The 18,224-nt window shown below is 60.1% G+C and carries 15 protein-coding genes, 8 pseudogenes and 1 other annotated feature; of the genes and pseudogenes, 16 read left to right on the top strand and 7 right to left on the bottom strand.

Translation table 11 applies throughout. The features are described from left to right. Positions 1-125: 125 nt before the first annotated feature. Positions 126-609, bottom strand: a pseudogene (locus GGR33_RS26170) (transposase); the annotation flags it as partial. A 356-nt stretch (positions 610-965) separates the two neighbouring features. Here GGR33_RS26170 and GGR33_RS25310 point away from each other — a divergent pair. From GGR33_RS25310 to GGR33_RS25270, 9 genes are all read left to right on the top strand, one after another. Continuing rightward, complete coding sequence (locus GGR33_RS25310; RefSeq protein ID WP_210302217.1) at positions 966-1,559, top strand: GNAT family N-acetyltransferase; 594 nt, start codon at positions 966-968, stop codon at positions 1,557-1,559. A gap of 88 nt (positions 1,560-1,647) precedes the next feature. After that, complete coding sequence (locus tag GGR33_RS25305) at positions 1,648-1,950, top strand: hypothetical protein (protein WP_183513839.1); 303 nt, start codon at positions 1,648-1,650, stop codon at positions 1,948-1,950. Beyond that, entirely contained in the window at positions 1,947-2,660 is a 714-nt protein-coding gene (locus tag GGR33_RS25300) for an SDR family NAD(P)-dependent oxidoreductase (RefSeq protein WP_210302216.1), read from the top strand. Before GGR33_RS25305 ends, GGR33_RS25300 begins: the two co-directional genes overlap by 4 nt. 5 nt (positions 2,661-2,665) lie before the next feature. Next, positions 2,666-3,340, top strand: coding sequence for an MBL fold metallo-hydrolase (locus tag GGR33_RS25295; RefSeq protein ID WP_183513835.1), 675 nt, complete (start codon positions 2,666-2,668; stop codon positions 3,338-3,340). Further along, positions 3,337-4,374 (top strand): 3-oxoacyl-ACP synthase III family protein, encoded by a 1,038-nt coding sequence (locus tag GGR33_RS25290; protein ID WP_183513830.1) that lies wholly within the window; start codon positions 3,337-3,339, stop codon positions 4,372-4,374. Before GGR33_RS25295 ends, GGR33_RS25290 begins: the two co-directional genes overlap by 4 nt. 1 nt (position 4,375) lies before the next feature. Beyond that, on the top strand, positions 4,376-5,566 hold the full coding sequence (locus tag GGR33_RS25285; RefSeq protein WP_183513825.1) for an SDR family oxidoreductase: 1,191 nt from the start codon (positions 4,376-4,378) through the stop codon (positions 5,564-5,566). Next, on the top strand, positions 5,563-7,356 hold the full coding sequence (locus GGR33_RS25280) for an HAD-IIIC family phosphatase (protein ID WP_183513819.1): 1,794 nt from the start codon (positions 5,563-5,565) through the stop codon (positions 7,354-7,356). Before GGR33_RS25285 ends, GGR33_RS25280 begins: the two co-directional genes overlap by 4 nt. Continuing rightward, positions 7,346-7,585: an acyl carrier protein gene (locus GGR33_RS25275; RefSeq protein WP_183513807.1), complete on the top strand. Its 240-nt coding sequence runs from the start codon at positions 7,346-7,348 to the stop codon at positions 7,583-7,585. Before GGR33_RS25280 ends, GGR33_RS25275 begins: the two co-directional genes overlap by 11 nt. Continuing rightward, entirely contained in the window at positions 7,585-8,973 is a 1,389-nt protein-coding gene (locus GGR33_RS25270) for a class I adenylate-forming enzyme family protein (protein ID WP_183513803.1), read from the top strand. The genes GGR33_RS25275 and GGR33_RS25270 overlap by 1 nt, the downstream gene beginning before the upstream one ends. A gap of 64 nt (positions 8,974-9,037) precedes the next feature. Here GGR33_RS25270 and GGR33_RS25265 read toward each other — a convergent pair. Next, positions 9,038-9,313 (bottom strand): annotated as a pseudogene (locus GGR33_RS25265) (IS630 family transposase); the annotation flags it as partial. Further along, positions 9,313-10,114: pseudogene (locus tag GGR33_RS25260) on the bottom strand (IS3 family transposase); the annotation flags it as partial. The pseudogenes GGR33_RS25260 and GGR33_RS25265, both read right to left, overlap by 1 nt. Continuing rightward, positions 9,956-10,073 (bottom strand) — a sequence feature (AL1L pseudoknot). It overlaps the preceding pseudogene by 118 nt. Before the next feature lie 284 nt (positions 10,115-10,398). On the opposite strand from GGR33_RS25260, the pseudogene istB reads away from it, so the two are divergent. Continuing rightward, positions 10,399-11,181, top strand: a pseudogene (gene istB, locus GGR33_RS25255) (IS21-like element helper ATPase IstB); the annotation flags it as partial. Positions 11,182-11,232: 51 nt separating this feature from the next. Here the strand turns inward: istB and GGR33_RS25250 are convergent. After that, positions 11,233-11,484 (bottom strand): annotated as a pseudogene (locus tag GGR33_RS25250) (transposase); the annotation flags it as partial. 53 nt (positions 11,485-11,537) lie between these two features. Beyond that, positions 11,538-11,746 (bottom strand): annotated as a pseudogene (locus GGR33_RS25245) (IS110 family transposase); the annotation flags it as partial. A 110-nt stretch (positions 11,747-11,856) separates the two neighbouring features. Between GGR33_RS25245 and GGR33_RS25770 the strand changes: the two are divergent. Further along, positions 11,857-12,072 (top strand): annotated as a pseudogene (locus tag GGR33_RS25770) (integrase core domain-containing protein); the annotation flags it as partial. Between the two features lie 225 nt (positions 12,073-12,297). Beyond that, positions 12,298-13,107, top strand: a complete 810-nt coding sequence (locus GGR33_RS25240; RefSeq protein WP_183513856.1) for an ABC transporter permease — start codon at positions 12,298-12,300, stop codon at positions 13,105-13,107. A 249-nt stretch (positions 13,108-13,356) separates the two neighbouring features. Here GGR33_RS25240 and GGR33_RS25235 read toward each other — a convergent pair whose 3' ends face one another. Then, the gene (locus tag GGR33_RS25235; protein ID WP_183513786.1) at positions 13,357-13,587 is read right to left on the bottom strand and encodes a hypothetical protein; all 231 of its coding nucleotides are present in this window, start codon (positions 13,585-13,587) and stop codon (positions 13,357-13,359) included. A gap of 354 nt (positions 13,588-13,941) precedes the next feature. On the opposite strand from GGR33_RS25235, the gene GGR33_RS25230 reads away from it, so the two are divergent. From GGR33_RS25230 to GGR33_RS26375, 4 genes and pseudogenes are all read left to right on the top strand, one after another. Then, the gene (locus GGR33_RS25230) at positions 13,942-15,432 is read left to right on the top strand and encodes a hypothetical protein (RefSeq protein WP_183513783.1); all 1,491 of its coding nucleotides are present in this window, start codon (positions 13,942-13,944) and stop codon (positions 15,430-15,432) included. A 221-nt stretch (positions 15,433-15,653) separates the two neighbouring features. After that, positions 15,654-16,061 (top strand): annotated as a pseudogene (locus tag GGR33_RS26620) (IS21 family transposase); the annotation flags it as partial. Between the two features lie 94 nt (positions 16,062-16,155). After that, positions 16,156-16,677 (top strand): Mu transposase domain-containing protein, encoded by a 522-nt coding sequence (locus GGR33_RS26160; protein ID WP_246413466.1) that lies wholly within the window; start codon positions 16,156-16,158, stop codon positions 16,675-16,677. Then, the gene (locus tag GGR33_RS26375; protein WP_183513775.1) at positions 16,677-17,246 is read left to right on the top strand and encodes a DCC1-like thiol-disulfide oxidoreductase family protein; all 570 of its coding nucleotides are present in this window, start codon (positions 16,677-16,679) and stop codon (positions 17,244-17,246) included. Before GGR33_RS26160 ends, GGR33_RS26375 begins: the two co-directional genes overlap by 1 nt. A 15-nt stretch (positions 17,247-17,261) precedes the next feature. Here the strand turns inward: GGR33_RS26375 and rfbA are convergent, their stop codons facing one another. Then, the gene (rfbA, locus tag GGR33_RS25215) at positions 17,262-18,152 is read right to left on the bottom strand and encodes a glucose-1-phosphate thymidylyltransferase RfbA (RefSeq protein WP_183513770.1); all 891 of its coding nucleotides are present in this window, start codon (positions 18,150-18,152) and stop codon (positions 17,262-17,264) included. Positions 18,153-18,224 lie beyond the last annotated feature (72 nt).

The following is an 18,224-nucleotide window of genomic DNA, read 5'->3' as shown; positions in this document are numbered from 1 at the left end:
CCGAACCCGAAGCGCGCTTTGCCCAGACCGAGGTACAACCCTTGGCCGCCTGACCCAAACCAAAATGGCCTCCGGGAAACCCGGCGCGGTTCACTAGAGCCGATAAACACGCTTGTGGTCTAACTCTCCCGCCGCAACAGATTGTGCAGCCGCCGGCAGCGGGAGCGGACCCGCGCAGCTGCCAGCTGCTTCAGCCGCATGCGCAAGCGCCATCTAAGGATGCGACCGTATCCTGTAGCGCTGGGACAAGCGGCCTAAGCCGGTGGCCTGACAGGCCCGACGCTCGCTAAGTCCGTAGGCCGCCGGCAGGTGACTCGCGACCTTACGACGATCGGCTAAGCCGCACCACTTTCGCTTGAGCACGTCCTGCATCATGGAGCGGTCAAGCCCCAGGTTGGGGACCAGCCACTAGAGCTGACGATTCTCATCCTCCAACTGCTTCAGCCACAGGATCTCGGGCACGCAGGCCAACAACCTGCTTGTTCCAGCGATAGAACGTTGGCTCGGATACACTCATCTTTCGGCAGATCTCGTCCACTGTCGCACCCGTTCTCCGCCAGCAGCAAAGGAATGCCGGAACTGCTGGTTCGGGAATGGTTTGCGAGGCATGGCATCCACCCTCCTTCCGGGATCAGGATGCACGAAAATTTGCGATCGAAACTGACCAGATTTCAGGGTCAGGAGCACGCTACTCTCGCATCGGCCAGCGTATTCCTCTATGCAGCGGGCGCCGTGATCTTCGTCCGTCGCCTCGGTCACGTTTAATGACTTGTCGGAAAGACTCTGCGCGTTGCACAGCGCCCATTTTCCATGCCATAGGGTGCCCTCCGTTATGACGAACTCAGGCACGCAGGCTCCTTGCGCATGACAGTACATGCCGATTCTTTAAGAACGTAAGTGGCCTACCAACACTTGGCTATTGAAACACGAACGCATCGATTCGGCGTTATAATATGGAATGCACCATGTTAAACGAGTCCAAAACTCTGCCGGGGGTGTTTGTCGATCTGCGTCCGATCGAGGTGAGCGATGCGGTCGCCACCTGCAAGTGGCGAAGTGCGGACCGCGCCCGTCATCTGAATCAAGGGGCGCAGACCCCAAACGATCAAGCGCGTTGGATCGCATCGCGGCCACAGAGCGAACATAATTTCATTATTCAGCTTAAAAGCAACCAGCCCGTTGGGATGCTGTCGCTAGTGGATGTCGACGAGCGGAATTCGAGAGCTGAGACTGGCCGGTTCCTCATCGGCGAGGAAGACCTTGTGAAGGGGCAGCCCGTCGCCATCGAAGCGATGGCACTTCTGTACGACTTCGCCTTCAACGGCCTTGGTCTCGCGCGACTGTACGGGACCATCGCGGCCAGCAACACGCTGATGATCAAGTGGCAGAAGTTTCTTGGAATGAAGCAAGAGGGCGTGCTGCGTAACCACTACCGAATCGGTGGCGAGTTTCAGGACGCGGTCGCGATGGGCATCCTTGAGGACGAATATAGGACGGTGTTCCTCGCGCGGGCGAAGGCCCTAATGGCGGCGGGCAAGGTGCCAGTTCCCACGACTTAAACCGCACTTCGCTTAACACAGGAATTACGATCCGCCGCTGACCGCCGGACATCACGGGCGGCGTGGATGGATTCTGGAGGCTGAACGAATGGATTTTCGACACGACGTCTTGCAGATCATCTTTGAGGCTCTGAAGAGCCTCAACGAGGAGCTGCCGGAGGATCAGCAAGTCGCTCTATCCGAAGACACTTTGTTGTTCGGTGGAGAATCAACGATCGACTCCCTCTCTCTCGTGTCGGTCATCGTGGATGTCGAGACCGCGATTAGCACGCAGTACGATCGTCCCGTAGCGCTCACGGATGATCGGGCCATGAGCCGCGAACCGTCGCCGTTTACGAGCGTGCGCACCCTGACGGATTTCGTCGTCGAGCTGCTGACCGAGAAGGCATGATGACGGCTTACGCAGACAAGACAGTCCTCGTGACTGGAGCGACTCGAGGCGTCGGCCGCCAGATCACCGACCATGTGCTCGCGGGGGGCGGTCGGGTGCTCGGCTTCGCGCGACAAGCATCCTACATCGATAACGCCAACTACACGCACTTCCAAGTCGATCTCGCGAACGCAACAGCTGTGACGGCTATCTTCGGCGAGGTCCGTAAGAAGACCTCCCGGATCGACATCGTCATCAATAACGCGGGTGTTCTGACGTCTCAGTACGCCATGATCATGCCTCCCGCCGCCGCTCAGGCCATGGTCAACGTCAATCTTCTGGCGCCATTCCTGATTTCCCGCGAAGCGGCGAAGTTCATGCGCAAGAGCAAGTGGGGCCGGATCATCAACATAGGATCCATGGCCGCGAGTCTGGAGCCGATCGGCGACAGCGTCTACGCTGCGACGAAGGCGGGTCTCAGTACCCTCGCCAACGTGATGGCGAAGGAGTTCGGCACGTTCAACGTGACCTGCAACACCCTCGGGATCTCGGCGATCGATAGCGATATGCTGGCCCAGCTTCCTAGAGACAAGATCGAAGAAATCATCAAGAGCCTTCCCGTGGCCCGATTCGCCGACATCGACGACATCCTGAATGTCATCGATTTCTTCGCGTCGGAGCGGAGCTCGTACATCACGGCGCAAACCGTGTTCCTGGGTGGTGTGAACTAGGACCGATGAAGCAGATCTCGGAAAACGTGTGGCAGGTTTGTGCGGGCGTGTTCCCAGCCAACAGCTACATCTGGACGGGTCCCATTCCCGGCGGCGCCATCGTAATCGATACCGGTCTCGACCCGGAGCCCATTCTGGCTGGCTTAAAGGCCCTCGACGTACGTCCGGCAGCAATCTTCTGCACCCACGGTCATTTCGATCACGTCGGCTCCGCCTCCGTGCTGCAGAATGCCTTCGGTACGGACGTTTATCTGCATGTCGCCGATTCGAAGACGGCCAAGGTCGCAAATTTTTTAATGATGGCCTTTAAGATCCCCGCCAAGCTGAAGCTTCCGCGCTTCTCCCTCCTCCAAGACGAGGTCGGCGAGACGCGAATCGGGGAGGTGTCGATCCGCCATCGCCTCGTCCCCGGCCATTCGCCCGGAAGCTGTCTTATCGAGATCGACGGCACCTGCTTCTCGGGTGATACGCTTTACAGCGCCGGACTCGGCCTCTCGAAGATACCCGGTGAGGATCCTAACGTGCTGCGCAGCAGCCTCCGGAAAATTTGGGATACAATTGATCCAGCGACCCTCGTCTGCCCCGGACATGGTCGCACAGCGATCTTCAGCGAAATTCGCGAGCACAACACGGAGTTGGTGGAATTCATGGCGGCACGGAACGAGGGGCTGGCTGCATGAGTCTGGCTGAACCCAGCGGGATCGCTATCACCGGTGTCGGCCATCGTCTTGGCTCTGTCGTCGAGGACAACGAGACCCTGTGCCGGAACCTCGAGATCACGCCCGAATGGATCCTCGAGAAGACGGGCATCGAGCAGCGCTACCTTGCGGCACCTGACGAAACGGCTTCGGGCATTTCCCTGTTCGCGGCTAGGGATGCGATGGCGAGTGCCAGGATAGATGCATCGCAGATCGACTTGATCATCTGCTGCACGTTCTCCGCGGATTACCGCTTCCCCGCGCTGGCCTCCAAGATCCATGCGGATCTCGGCGTGAAGGGCGGCCAGATGCTGGACGTCCAGGCGAACTGCGCGGGCTTCGTCACGGGGCTGACTGTTGCCAGCGACAGAATGCGGCTCGATCCCGAGGTCCGTAACGCCCTGGTCATCGGTGTCGAGATGAATAGCCGCTTTATCTCGCGAAGCAACGCCGACGCTGCAATCTATCACAGCGACGGAGCTGGTGCGGTGGTGCTGGGCCGGGTAGCCGGTGCCGGTATTCTCAGTTCCGCATTCCATACGGACAGCTCGAACTACGAAGCCGTCCGGGTGCGCGGCGGTGGCTCAACCTTCACGCGTCCCGATCGCCCCTTCGACCCGGCGATCGACACGATGGAGCTGAACGGGATCGCGACTTGGAAGCAGGCCATCACCCACCTCCCGACGGTCATTCGTCGCGCGAGCGAAAAGTCCGGCATCGATTATCGCCAAGCAGACTTCTTCGTGTTCCATCAGGCCAATCTTCGTCTGATCGAATATTTGGTCCGCAAGATGGGCGGGGATATGGAGAAAACCTACACGAACGTCGGCCGGATCGGAAATACCGGGGCTGCCTCGACGGCGATTGCTTTGAGTGAGGCGGTAGCGCACAACCGTTTGAAGGACGGTGATACAGTCATCTTTGCGGCGGTCGGCGCCGGCTTCAGCTTCGGCGCGAGCGTCTGGCGGTGGTCTTCGGTTACGGCTGTTGGTCACGAGATCAATTCAGTCGGCTGACATGTTCCACGATTTCAACGCGATCCAGGTCGGTGACGTCCGGACCCTCAGCAAGACGATTACGACGGACGACGTCCGCCGTTTCGTTGAGTTGACCGGTGACGACAATCCCCTGCACGTCGATCCCGTCTATGCCGAGACGACGCCATTCAAAGACATCGTGGTCCATGGAATGCTCGGCGCGAGCTTCCTGTCCACGGTGATAGGAACCAAGCTTCCGGGACCTGGGGCCCTTTGGGTCTCCCAGAACATGGAGTTCCACCGCCCGGTGCGCCTCGGGGACGCCCTGGAGATCGGCTGCACCGTCCTCAAGAAGCACGAGCGCGACAGGCTGCTCGACCTCGAGACCCGGATCACGAACCAGAATGGTGACCTGGTCCTCTCGGGGCGAGCCAAAGTTAAAGTTCTGATAACCCGGCAAGCGGCCGAGGCGGCTCCCAAATCCGATCGGCGCCGGGTCGCCATCGTGACAGGCGGCTCGGGCGGGATCGGCGGCGCAATTTCCCGCCGCCTCGCCGCGGAAGGCCATGCAGTGGTCGTTCATTACCGCGGCCGGCGTGACCGGGCCGAGGCGCTGGTACGCGAATTGTCGGCGAACGGCTCAAGGGCTATCGCCGTGCAGGGTGACCTCACCGTTCCGGGCACCGCAGGGTCAATTGTGGAAGCCGCAATCCAGGCCTTCGGCGGTGTTGGTGTGCTGGTAAACAACGCGGCCCCGGCAATCGACGCGAAGCCCATACAGGTACTGGGTTGGACGGACATGCAGAAGCACCTCGATGTGCAGGTCCGCGGCGCCTTTGAAATGATTAAGGCTTGCTTGCCTCAGATGACCGAGACGCGTGCAGGGAGGATCGTGAATATCACGTCCCAGGTGGTACAGGGAAACCCGTCCGTTTCCTGGACTTCCTATGCAGTCGGCAAGTCTGCCCTCGCGACATTGTCCCGCTACCTCGCGGCGGAACTCGGTCCGTCGGGGGTAACGGTCAACTGCGTTGCCCCAGGAATGACGGAGACGACTTTGATCGGCGACATCCCCGAGAAGGTACAGATGATGGTGGCGCGCCAAACGCCCCTTCGCCGGTTATCCACGCCGGAGGACGTCGCAGCCGCCGTTGCTTTCCTTGCCTCAGATTCAGCCGGCTTCGTCACTGGGCATACGTTGGCGGTCAACGGTGGGCTGACGATGTCATGAGCACCAACGATAGAGCAAACGCCCGAGCGCTCCTGGCTGATCCCGCCGCCAGTTTCCTCCAGGTCCAGAAGAGCGTCGTCTTTCTGGAGAAGACCGAAGACGGTCTCAATGACGTCACGCTCGGTCTCTCCTCCAATGTGCAGGTGGATCGCCTCGCTCTGTACCTGCGGCGTCATGCGCTGCTGGCCGGAGTGCGGCTGCAAGTTCAGGTTGGCCTCTACGACAGCGTCGCACAGGACGTCGAGACATTCGTGCAGGCCGGGGTAGACGTGCTGCTGGTCCTCCCCTTTTTCGATAACTTGATGCCCGCCTTTGAGGCACAAATTGCTGCTGGGCTAGACGACGCGGTTATCGCGGCCAAGGGCGAGGAGCTGGCCGAGCGCTACCGCCTTGTACTCGCTGCCGCGCACCCGATCCCGACGGTGCTCATCGGCCAGTTTCACCGGACCTGGCCTTCGGCGCAACCGCGTCAGCCAGACCGGGTTTCCGCCGTCCTGCAGACCTTTCAAAAGATGCTTGCCAAGGTGGTCGCGGAGGCCACGCCCGCGGCCCTCTTCGACATGTCCGGGATCCTGACCGATGTCGGGTTATCGGCAGCGATCGATCGCCGCTTCTATGCCCAGGCCAAGGCGCCCTACGCGCTGCCGATGCTCAACGAGATTGGACGCCGGACTGCAAAGGCCACCCGGGCCTACGGCACCTACTTCTACAAGGTGCTGGCCCTCGACTGCGACAACACCCTCTGGGGTGGGGTTGTCGGGGAGGACCTTGTCGAGGGGATTAAGCTGTCTCCGTTCGAGTATCCAGGCAACGTGTACTGGCGGGCACAGCAGGAGTTTCTTGGGCTCGAAAGGGCAGGTGTCATTCTCTGCCTGTGTACCAAAAACAATCCCGCAGACGTCGAGGAAGTGCTGTCGCGACATCCTGACATGCCAATCCGCTCGGAAAATTTAACCCTTAAAAAGATCAACTGGGAAGATAAATCGAAGAACCTTCGGGCAATCGCAACGGAGCTCAATGTCGGCCTCGACAGCATCGTTTTCCTCGACGATTCCTCCTTCGAACTTGAGGGCGTTCAGTCGCAGGTTCCTGCGGTGACGGTGTTTCAGGTGCCCAAGGCCCTCACCGAATACCCGGACGTTGTCGGTGACATCAAGGCGCTGTTCCTTGCCGGAGGCGTCTCGGCCGAGAGCAGCGCGAAGACGCAGCAGTATAAGCAGAAGGCTGCCGCCGAAGCCCTCAAGGCTCAGTTTTCGTCTCAGGAAGACTATATCGCCTCTCTGGAGCTCGAGGTCGAGCTTTCGCGTAACGCCGAGGCGAACGTGACGCGGATCAGCGAGCTGACGCAGAAATCGAACCAGTTCAACTTGACGACACGCCGGTACACACAAGCTGAGATTCTTGCTGCCATGGCGAGTGAAGACCGGGAGGTTTACTCGCTGACGGTGAAGGATAAGTTCGGCAGCGCTGGCCTTACTGGGGTCGGGGTCGTTCGCTACGAGGATGATGTCGTCGAGGTTGAGGCCTTCCTCATGAGCTGCCGTGTCATCGGCCGCGGGGTCGAGTTCTGTATTTGGCCTTACATTGCAAGGGATGCTGCTCGCAGGGGCTGCTCACGCCTCCGGGGGCGCTTCGTCCGTTCCGCAAAGAACAACCTCGTGGAGGATTTCTTCGACCAGCTCGGGCTTACATCGGAGGAAAATAGGGAAGGGGAGCGGACCTACGTAACCTCCCTTGCAACGCTCGAAAAGCAACAATCTCAGTGGATTAAGATTCATTATGCTGGATGAGACGAAGCTTAAGTCGGTAATTGCAGCTATTCTGGATATCGACGAGAATTCGATCGATCAGAATACGAGTATGGACAATGTGGAAAGCTGGGATTCAATTAAGCACATGGACCTAATCCTCGCTATCGAGGAGGAGTTCGGTGTCTCGGTCCCGGACGAGGAGGCCGCCGATCTCACCTCCTATGCGCTCATCAAGCTCGTTGTCGCGGACTTGGTAAAGGACAAGTGATGAAGTGGCTTCTCGATCGATTTGGAGAGCATACGGACACCATCGCCTTCATCCATAACGACCGTAAGGTCAGCTATGGCGAGGTGGGCGCACTGGTCAATGGCTTCAGCCGCCGTGTGCAGGAGGCAGGTGTCCGACCAGGCCACAAGGTGGTGATCGTCGGCGATTTCTCGCCGGAAGTGGTCTGTCTCATTCTGGCTCTGGGCCTCGATCGCTGCATCGTCATCCCGCTCACCCGCGAGTCGGTGATCGAACAGGATGTCGCCCTCGGTGTCTCGGGGGCAGACTGGATCGCCGAATTCGATCCCGCGGGGCGAGAGTTCAGCCTGGCCGAAAAGCAGGTCCCGGTGGAAAACGTCCTGCTCAGCCAGTTCCTTGTGAAAGAAAGGGCTGGATTGATCCTGTTCAGTTCCGGATCGACCGGCGCGCCGAAGGGGATCCTACACGACTTTGAGCAGGTCGCTGAGAAATTTCGGGTTCAGCGCGCGCCGATGGTCACCATCCCATTCTTGATGATCGACCATTTCGGCGGCATCAACACAATCCTAGCGATAACGTCGAGCCTCGGAACGGTGATAACCGTCGACGATCGCTCCATCGCGAAAGTCGCGTCCGCGATCGAGCGCTACAAAGTCGAGTTGCTCCCCGTGACTCCGTCGTTTTTGAACATCATGCTAATGATGCGAGCTCACGAGGATTACGATCTGTCCTCCATTAAGCGCATTACTTACGGCACAGAGGTTATGCCACAGGTAACCCTCGACCGTCTGATGAAGGCTTTTCCTGGGGTTCAATTGCAACAAACATACGGATTGTCCGAAGTCGGAGTTCTTCGATCTAAATCAAGGCCGGATGGCTCCCTATGGTTAAAAGTCGGCGGCGAGGGATTTCGTACTGAAGTCAGAGATGAAGTTCTTTGGATTAAATCAGATTATCGGATGGAGGGCTACTTGAATGCCCCAAGCGGATTTGATGACGAAGGGTGGTTTAACACACAGGATCGTGTCGAGGTAGACGGAGAATGGTTGCGGATTTTGGGTCGTGTCACTGACATTATAAATGTAGGCGGGCAGAAGGTATACCCAGTCGAAGTAGAAGAGGTTATCCTTGGCATTGAGAATGTGGAGGACGTCGTTGTGTTAGGCGAACCTCATAAGATTCTCGGCCAAATAGTTGCTGCGAAAATCCGTGTTAGGGAACCCGAGACTATAGAATCGCTGAAGCTTCGGGTTCGCCTAGCATGCAAAGCACTTTTAGCGCCTTACAAGGCACCGAGTAAAATCATCGTTACCGATGAGCCGTTGAATTCGGTTCGCCAAAAGAAAATACGGTCGGTCGCGGGCAGCAGAACGCAGCCGAGTTCGCCTGATGGGAATTTAGAATCATAAGAAAAATTTTTTGAATACTTTCTATTCGCAATTTTCGCGCCCGCGCTTTCGACCTAATAGCTATCTAGTGGTGCGAGTCTAACACTAGGTGCCCACGCTTCGCGGCTCGGATGATGCGATCCAGATCGGAGGTCCAGACGAAGGGCTTTGGTCGGCTGTTGGTCTCCGCCACGAAGCGTTTGATTGCGGCCTGGATGTCGACCAACGATCGGAACACGCCTCGTCGTAGCCGCCGCTGCGTGAGCTTGGCGAAGAAGCCTTCGACGGCATTGAGCCAGGAGGCCGAGGTCGGGGTGAAGTGGAAGGTCCAGCGCGGGTGCCGGTCGAGCCAGGCGCGCACAGACCGATGATCGTTTCGGCGAGAGCGTTGTCGTAGGAATCCCCGACGCTACCGACGGAGGGCTCGATGGCCGCCTCGGCGAGGCGCTCGGTGTAGCGGATGCTCACGTATTACGATCCCCGGTCGGAGTGGCAGTCGAGGCCGCTACCGAAGGGGCGGCGCTCGTGCAGTGCCTGCTCCATGGCATCGAGCACGAAGTCTGCGCGGGCCGAGCACGACGCCCGCCAGCCGACGATCCGGCGCGCGAAGACGTCGATGACGAAGGCCACGTAGACGAAGCCGCTCCAGGTCGCGACGTAGGTAAAAATCCGCCACCCATAGCCGGTTCGGGCATTCGGCCTTGAACTGCCGGTTGACCCGGTCGAGGGGGCAGACCGCGGCCGGATCGGGAACGGTGGTACGGACCCTGCGACCTCGGACGACACCGGCCAGGCCCATCGCTCGCATCAGCCGGGCGACCGTGCAGCGCGCCACCGCGATCCCCTCGCGGGCAAGCTGCTGCCAGACCTTCCGGACTCCGTAGACGCCGAAGTTGGCCGCGTGCACGCGCCGGATCTCGGCCATCAGCATCGCATCGTGCTTGGCCCGAGCCGGCAGCCTGCCGGGATCAGCCCGCCGGGCGGCATGGGCATGGTACGTCGACGGGGTGATCGGCAGCACCCGGCAGATCGGCTAGACCCCGTAGGGTCTCCCGGTGATCGTCGATGAAGGCATTTATGACCGGAACCGGCGGTCGAGCTCCGCCTGAGCAAAATACGCCGACGCCTTCCTCAGGATCTCGTTGGCTTGCCGGAGTTCGCGCACCTACCGCTGTCAGGCGACACGACAAACTGCCCCCCCTGACGACATGAGGAACTGACCCTCGCAAGCGAGCTCATCCGGGTGCATCATGGCGGTCGGGAGGTCGCAGTCCACGCGGAACTAAAGGGGCGCCATGGCCGGGTCGTCGACGATCGTCATCTGGCCGGCCTGGTCGGCTCCAGGGAGCGCCCCATCAAAGTCGTCCCATCCCCATCACTTCCGGCAATCTCGGCTCTGCTGCGTCCGTTGGCGGAGTATGAGGCAGTAGCGGGAGGATCGTTCTGATGGACACGCAAGATCACGTTGCCGCACTGCTGAACCGCCTGAAGCTCACCGTGCTCCGCGATCAGCTCGACAGTCTGATCGACGAGGCGGGCCGGCGGGATCTGACGATCCGCGAGGCGCTAACCCTGTTTTGCGAGCGTGAGATCGCCCGCCGGGATCAGCGTCGGATCGACATGAGCTTTGGTATCTCGCGCTTTCCCTTCGTCCGTGATCTCACCGGCTTCGACTTCGGAGCGAAGCCCTCGCTGGACAAAGCGCAGATCCGTGAGATCGCCACCGGACGCTTCATCGCCAATGGCGAAGCGGTTCTCTTCCTCGGGCCGCCGGGCGTCGGCAAGACGCACCTGGCGGTCGCGCTTGGCAGAGAAGCGATCGTGGCAGGGTATTCGGTGCTGTTCACTGCGGCCACGACGCTGGTGGCACAGCTCGCGAAGGCGCACGGCGAAGGCCGGCTCGATGAGCGACTGATCCACTATGCCAAACCGAAGCTGCTGATCATCGACGAACTCGGCTACCTGCCCTTCGAGCCCGATGCCGCGCATTTGTTCTTCCAGCTCGTCAGCCGCCGTTACGAGCGAGGCGCCATGCTCGTCACCTCGAACCGGGCGGTTGGCGAATGGGGCAGCGTCTTCGAAGATCCGGTGGTCGCGACCGCCATCCTGGATCGTCTGCTCCACCACAGTCACGTGATCACGATACGAGGCGACAGCTACAGGCTCCGGGGAAAGCGTCGCAGTGGCCTTCTGCAGAAGGCCACTGCGACGCTCAGCCCACGTCAATCAGACAAGGCAAATGCCCTGGGTTCAGTTCCTCGTGACGCCAAAGGGTCAGTTCCGAATGTCGCTGGACACCCCCTCCAGCGCCTTGATCCGCTCGCGCTCGTCGCTCGTCGGTCCGGCTCGCACGCCCCGATCGCGTTCGGCCTGGCGCACCCAGTTGCGCAGCGTCTCGCCCAAGCAACCGATCTTGGCCGCGATCGAGCGGATCGCGCCATACTGCGAGTCATGCTCGCCCTGGTGCTCCAGCACCATCCGCACCGCACGCTCGCGGACCTCAGGGGAAAACGGTGGGGTTCGCTTCGTCATGGCTCCATCCTCGCAAGAGTTGGGGCCTCCGGGAAACCCGGTGCGGTTCAACAGTTGCCCATCCCCTCGAAGCCGTACGTTACCGGCTGGTCGAGATCCGACGAGAGCGTGATCAGCCGATCGTGCTTTTCACGGTGTTGAAGACGCTCAGCCGGCGACGACAACTGTGGCCGAGCACTTCGATCAGCACGTCGTTGCGGGCCTTGGCGACATCGATCGCTACGAGAATGCCGCTGAGCGGCATAAGCTGTGACTTGGTCATAGTCGATCCGTTCCGGAATGAGGCTTCGAGCAACGTCACTCTAGAGACATGTTGATCGGACATGACCGCCCAGGGCAGCACACTACGCTCGGCATGGCTTCGCGCGCTTCCGACCGTGCAAGCCGACGGACAACGCTTACATCGCGGCCATCAACTGCAGCTTACGATCGGAATGCTTGAACGCCTCGTGGTTCTTGTCTCGCCGACGCCCGCAGCCGAACCGACGTAGGGAGATGCCACGACAACGAAGATCGACCTCACAAGGCCCCGGGCGGCTTGACGCCCGGGCCTTCGCTCACCCAGTTGTTACAGCCCGAACACTTGCATTGAGGGGCAGGACCACTTCCGAGGAGAACTTGGCCATGGTGAAGCCTTCCAATTCGCGCTAAAAAGTGCACCATAAAACCTAAGGATCAGACGAATCCAGGTTTGGTCATTCAACCATGACGCTTGCGATACGAACTCGACGCTGGCGTTATCCCGAATATTCTAGCAGCTGCATTTCCGCCAGAAAAGCAGATATGGATGGAATTCTCTTGTCGGTATCTGTCATGAAGCTTGCAAACCATGAGCGAGAGCCTCGCGCGTTCGCCGCCAAACCTGATCATGTCGACGCCTATCTTCGGGTACTGAGCGCACTGATGCTACGTGATATGCGGACGCGCTTCGCCGGATCATACTGGGGCTATTTGGTCCAAGTAGTGTGGCCGGTCTCTCATATGCTCATTATTGCATTTGCCTTGGCCATTCGGAATATACCAGCGCCGTTCGGCGAAAGTTCAATTATATTTGCTGCAACCGGGGCGGTACCAACATTAGTTTTTCAGTATATCTCACGAGAAATAATGAAGGGAATTCTGATTAATAAGCCACTTACATATTATCCACAGGTTAGAAGTATTGATGTAATGTTTTCGAGGGTTCTTGTCGAAATTAATGGTAGTTTCATGGGAGTTGTGCTCGTATTTCTTATCATATATGCGATCGGCCTTGATCCTGTTCCGTTAAACATCACCTCGGCTATTTTTGGTTATATTTGCGCTATACTTCTAGGAATCGGCGTCGGGTCAATTAACGTTGCAATTGTCCAGGTTTTCCCTGGATGGGTAATCGGATATGTACTAATTGGCATTTTAATCTATCTAGCAAGCGGCGTAATGTTTATGCCGAACGACTTTCCTGAGCATATTTACGCGATAATGAAGTGGAATCCAGTTCTGCAGATCGTCGAATTGGTCCGGCTTGGGTACGATCCGAATCTTCCCATAACAATTGATTATTTGTATATTTTCTTATGGATCCTAGGTACATTTACCGTTGGTCTTTTACTAGAAAGAACAATTGGACGTAGGGGTAACTAGTGTATTCATTATGTCGCGAAATGGAAGAGTCGAACTCTAGTGTGCAGACGCCAACGAACGGGTTAACCGATAGCTTGTTAACGTGCCAATAGAGCTTGGTAATCCGGGCGCCTCTGTGTACAATCTGTCGACGTCGGAGCACTACTAAAGAGCAACTAGACCTCGTGTAGCAGGCTTTACGATATCGATACTAGTTTTGTGGAGGATTTTGTACCGATTTAATCAAAATGCGAGTGCGCAAGACGCGCCCTACACACCGAAGACGAACGGCATGGTCGAAGCTTCAATGGCCGCGTTCAACGCGAGGTGCTCGGAATCCCGATCTACAATCATCGCAACCTGGAAACCGTGCTGCGCAGCTTCAACGCGGCCTGTAATGGCCACCGTCAGCGCGACTTGAAGGCCCTGTCGCTCAAAATGGTCCTGCGTCAGCGGCTCGAAGCCGATCCAACCCTTATCAATCCCCGCAACAGAGCGCATGGCCCCAAGACCTTACAAAAGGACCCACACATCGTTGCAAACGCAAATGAGGTCTCGCAACCAGACAGCTAGTCGAGCATGCCTACACAGACTTGCTGCTGGTCACGCGAAATGGCGCCCGCGCTCGGTCCTTAATGACAAGGCTGCCGCTGATCGGCAATCCGCTCGTCACATCGCCAGCGCCGGTCGCTCAAACATGGAAAACCGATGCTCTGTTCCCTCTGTAGGGCGCTCATCGCGCTCGTTTGCCTCTCAGGCGCCGCCGCAGCACAATCGTCCACGCTTCCCGAAATCGGATTGCAGAACGTCGGATCGTGTCGGCAGTTCGCTGTGCGCGACCGGACGAGCACGACAGTGGTGCCGCTTGGTTGCTTCGATACTACGAAGCAGACCTTCCAACTCGCGCCGGTTGCCCAGCCCGCCTCGGGTGCGTTCTTCACGACCTTCAACTCGGCGGTCGGCGCCCAATACGGCATTCCGACACCTTCGAAGGTCGGGGCCAAGGTCAACCGCGTCAACGATCGCCTGCTCGTCGGCGGCGCTACCGCCAATTCCGGCGACTTCCCGGCCACGACGAAGGATTGGTACGAGCAGCTCGAGGCAGGAACGACGCATCCGATCGGCTTCCGGACGTCTTGGGCGCAGACCGCGTCCATCTCCACGAATGGAGGCATCGGCATTCTCGGCGCGGCCCGGACGTCGGACATCAACCTTCCGACCTTCCAGCTCGCGATGGGTGGCCTGTTCGCGACCAACAACGACAACACTACAAACCAGCAGCTCGCCACGGCGATGTACGCGGTCGCGTTCCGGCAACCCGGCGCTGGCATCGGCACCTACACGGGCACGGTGGGTGCCGAGATCGACATCGCCAATCTCGGCAACTCGGTCCAACTGCTGCCGAGCAACGTCGACAGCCCAGCCGGCCACACCACGGCTCTCAAGCTCAATTCGGGTGCGGTCGTGCCGGGTGCGACGACCGCGTCCGCGGCGCTGACCATCGGTAACAACGGGGCCAAGTTTCTAACAGGCATCGTCATGGCGCAAACCGCCATCGCAGGCTTGACCTATGACGGCTCCGGCAACGTGACGGGTGGTGGCGCCTCCGCCATGCGGATGAGCGTGTTCCAGACGCTCGAATGGTTCAACACCCAGGCCGGTTCGCCATCCTCGACGATTACGTCCGAGGTACTGACGCCGGCCAACGGGCAATCCATCCGCTTCCGTGATGCTGGAACGTTCATCGGCGACGCGACCGGCAATATCCCCTCGCTGCTGATCCCCTACATCGGCGGCACGCAGACCGCGGCGGGTGTCGTCCAAGCCGGGCAGGCTTCGACGCCGACATCGTTCGCAGCGTCGCCCTTGGGTGGCAGCAACGCCGATGTGGCTTTGCGCTCGGCGGGTACCGGCAAGCTCGTGCTCGGCAATGCTTCGAGCGATTACGTCACCGTGACCTCAGCGGGCGCCTCGACGAACCGCGTTACCATCGGCAGCAACGGCACGCCGGCCGCGGCTTCCATGACCAAGACGGCCGCTCTCGGCACAGTCATTCAAGGCGCAACCGGCACCATATCCGATCTGAACATCCTGTCGGCGGCGGGAGGCTCTGTGCTCGCAGTACCAGCCGGCACGACCACCGTGGTGTTCAGCGGCGCGATCCAATTGCCGAACGTCACCGTGGCAACGCTCCCGACCTGCAATACGGCGGCGAAAGGCACGCTCGTGTCCCTCACGGATTTCAACGGGACGGCGCAGTGGAACGGTCCCATTGCAGGCGGTAACGCAGGGGGTACGCAGGTCCTGCTTGCCTTCTGCACCGGCTCTGCTTGGACCCAGCACTAAGCTAATCGGCCGCTCCCGGCTCCTGAACCTCTTAGACTGAAACTGGAACATCGAATGCTCCTGCAGCGCCTCACGCTGCGGGCCGCCCTCGCTTGCCTCGTGCTCGCGAGCGTGGCCGCGCATGCCGACATCGCCTCCCGATTGGCGGCCTTGCGTGACGCGATCCCGCTCGAGGAAGCTGGACGGGCTTTCCGACTGGCTAACCGATCGGTTCCGGCGTCATGCCGGCAACGCCGACGTCATCCGGCAGGAACTGGCGGCGGAGAAGGCGACCCACATCAGTCGAGCACGCAGTGGCGCAGCTTCGTGGGGAACTGGTGGCGGTGGCACGAGCGACAGTTTGGTTCGAGACGCGGCCGGGTGAGCGGCTGCAGATCGACTTCGGTGAACGCCGTGTCGCGATCGGCGAGCTTCAGACCAAGGTGTTCTTCTTCGTAGCGACGCTTGGCTACTCGCGCCGGCTGCACGTGCGCGCCTTCGGGCATGAGAAGCAGGACAGCTGGTTCGCCGGCATGGAGAGCACATTCCGGGCCTTTGGCGAGGTGCCGCGCGAGGTGTTTCTCGACAACGCACGGGCGTTGATCCTGTACCATGATCCGTCGAGCCGAGAGGTTGTGCTGCATCCACGGCTACACGCCTTTGCGCCGCACTGGGGATTCCGGGTTCCGGCATGCGCTCCGTATCGCCCGCACCAAGGGAAAGGACGAGCGTGGCGTCGACTATTTGAAGAAGAACGCGATCGCCGGCCGCCGCTTCGAGAGCTGGGCTGCCATGGAGGCGCATCTCGACGCGTGGACGCGAGACGTGGCCGATCTGTGCGTGCACGGCACGACGGGCGATGCGCCGCGACATCGCTTCGATCGCGACGAAGTCCATGCATTGAGGTCGCTGGCCGGCCTGCCGCCCTTCATGACTGCGCGTGATCTCGTGCGCTGCGTTGGGGCGGATTGTGCAGTGGCGATCGACGGTAACGCCTATTCCGTTCCCTGGCGTCTGATCGGCGCGCGCGTCCGAGTCACGGTCGGAAGCGAGCTCATCCGGGTGCATCATGGCGGTCGGGAGGTCGCAGTCCACGCGGAACTGAAGGGGCGCCATGGCCGGGTCGTCGACGATCGTCATCTGGCCGGCCTGGTCGGCTCCAGGGAGCGCCCCATCAAAGTCGTCCCATCCCCATCACTTCCGGCAATCTCGGCTCTGCTGCGTCCGTTGGCGGAGTATGAGGCAGTAGCGGGAGGATCGTTCTGATGGACGCGCAAGATCACCTTGCCGCACTGCTGAACCGCCTGAAGCTCACCGTGCTCCGCGATCAGCTCGACAGTCTGATCGACGAGGCGGGCCGGCGGGATCTGACGATCCGCGAGGCGCTAACCCTGTTTTGCGAGCGTGAGATCGCCCGCCGGGATCAGCGTCGGATCGACATGAGCTTTGGTATCTCGCGTTTTCCCGTCGTCCGTGATCTCACCGGCTTCGGCTTCGGAGCGAAGCCCTCGCTGGACAAGGCGCAGATCCGTATTGCGGCCCAGTCTCCGCTCGGCGAGACACTGTTTCGGCACTACGGCTTGCGTTACGACGTCTATGAAACGGTCCTGGTGATCACCGGCGGCCGCTGCCTTATGAAGTCGGAGGCCGTCCTTGCTCTGCTCGGCAGCCTCGGGCCGTCCTGGTCGTGGCTCGCGCGGATCGGGACGCTGGTGCCCTCGCCGCTGCGCAACGCGACCTATGACGTTGTCGCTACCAACCGGTACCGGATCTGGGGCCGCACCGACGTCTGTCGACGACCGCCGCCCGGGGCCGAGGCGAGGTTTCTCGGATGAGCCGGCGCGATCGAGCTAGCCGTTCGCGTCCGCCGCTTGCTCCTCGCGAGCAAGTCTGAGCAGGTTTTTTCCGTATGCGGTCTTCGCGAACAGCTCGCCACGAGCGACGAGCTGTTCGCGGGTGATGAACGACTGCAGGTAGGCGATCTCTTCGAGACAGGCGACTTGGAGGCCCTGGCGGTTCTGCAGGGTCCGCACGAACTCGGAGGCCTCCAAGAGGCTGTCATGCGTGCCGGTGTCGAGCCAGGCATAGCCGCGTGACATGGTCTCGACATGGAGCTGGCCGCGGTCGAGATAGGCCTGGTTGACGCTGGTGATCTCGAGTTCACCCCGGTCGGACGGCTTCACCTCGGCCGCGATGTCGAGCACCTGGTTGTCGTAGAAGTAGAGGCCCGTCACCGCCCAAGGCGATTCCGGCTGCCGCGGCTTCTCGACGAGCCGTAGGGGTTTGCCCTGCTTGTCGAGGGTGACCACGCCGTAGGCCTCCGGGTGGTCAACATGGTAGGCGAACACCGTAGCCCCTTCACTCCGCCGGGCCGATCGACGCAGCAGCTCGCTCATGCCGTTGCCGAAGAACAGGTTGTCTCCGAGGACCAGGGCGACGGGATCGGTGCCGACGAAGTCGCGGCCGATGATGAAGGCCTGGGCCAGCCCCTCTGGCCGCGGCTGCACCGCGTAGGTGAACTGCAATCCGAATTGTTCGCCGGAGCCGAGCAGGCGCTGGTAGTTGCCGAGATGCTCGGGGCTCGAGATCACCAGGATCTCGCGGATGCCGGCGAGCATCAGCACCGAGATCGGATAGTAGATCATCGGCTTGTCGTAGATCGGCAGCAGCTGCTTGTTGATAGCGAGCGTCGCCGGATGCAGGCGGGTGCCGGAGCCACCGGCGAGTACGATGCCCTTCATGGGATGGCCTTTGCGATGTCCCTGCTCGGGCCGACGAGCCGGTCGAGGATGTCTTCGAGCGCTTCTTGCCAA

This window comes from Methylobacterium brachythecii, from assembly GCF_014196345.1.
Classification (GTDB): domain Bacteria; phylum Pseudomonadota; class Alphaproteobacteria; order Rhizobiales; family Beijerinckiaceae; genus Methylobacterium; species Methylobacterium brachythecii.
Note: the sequence above shows the minus strand (reverse complement) of the source record. Positions and strands in the feature narration are given on the sequence as shown.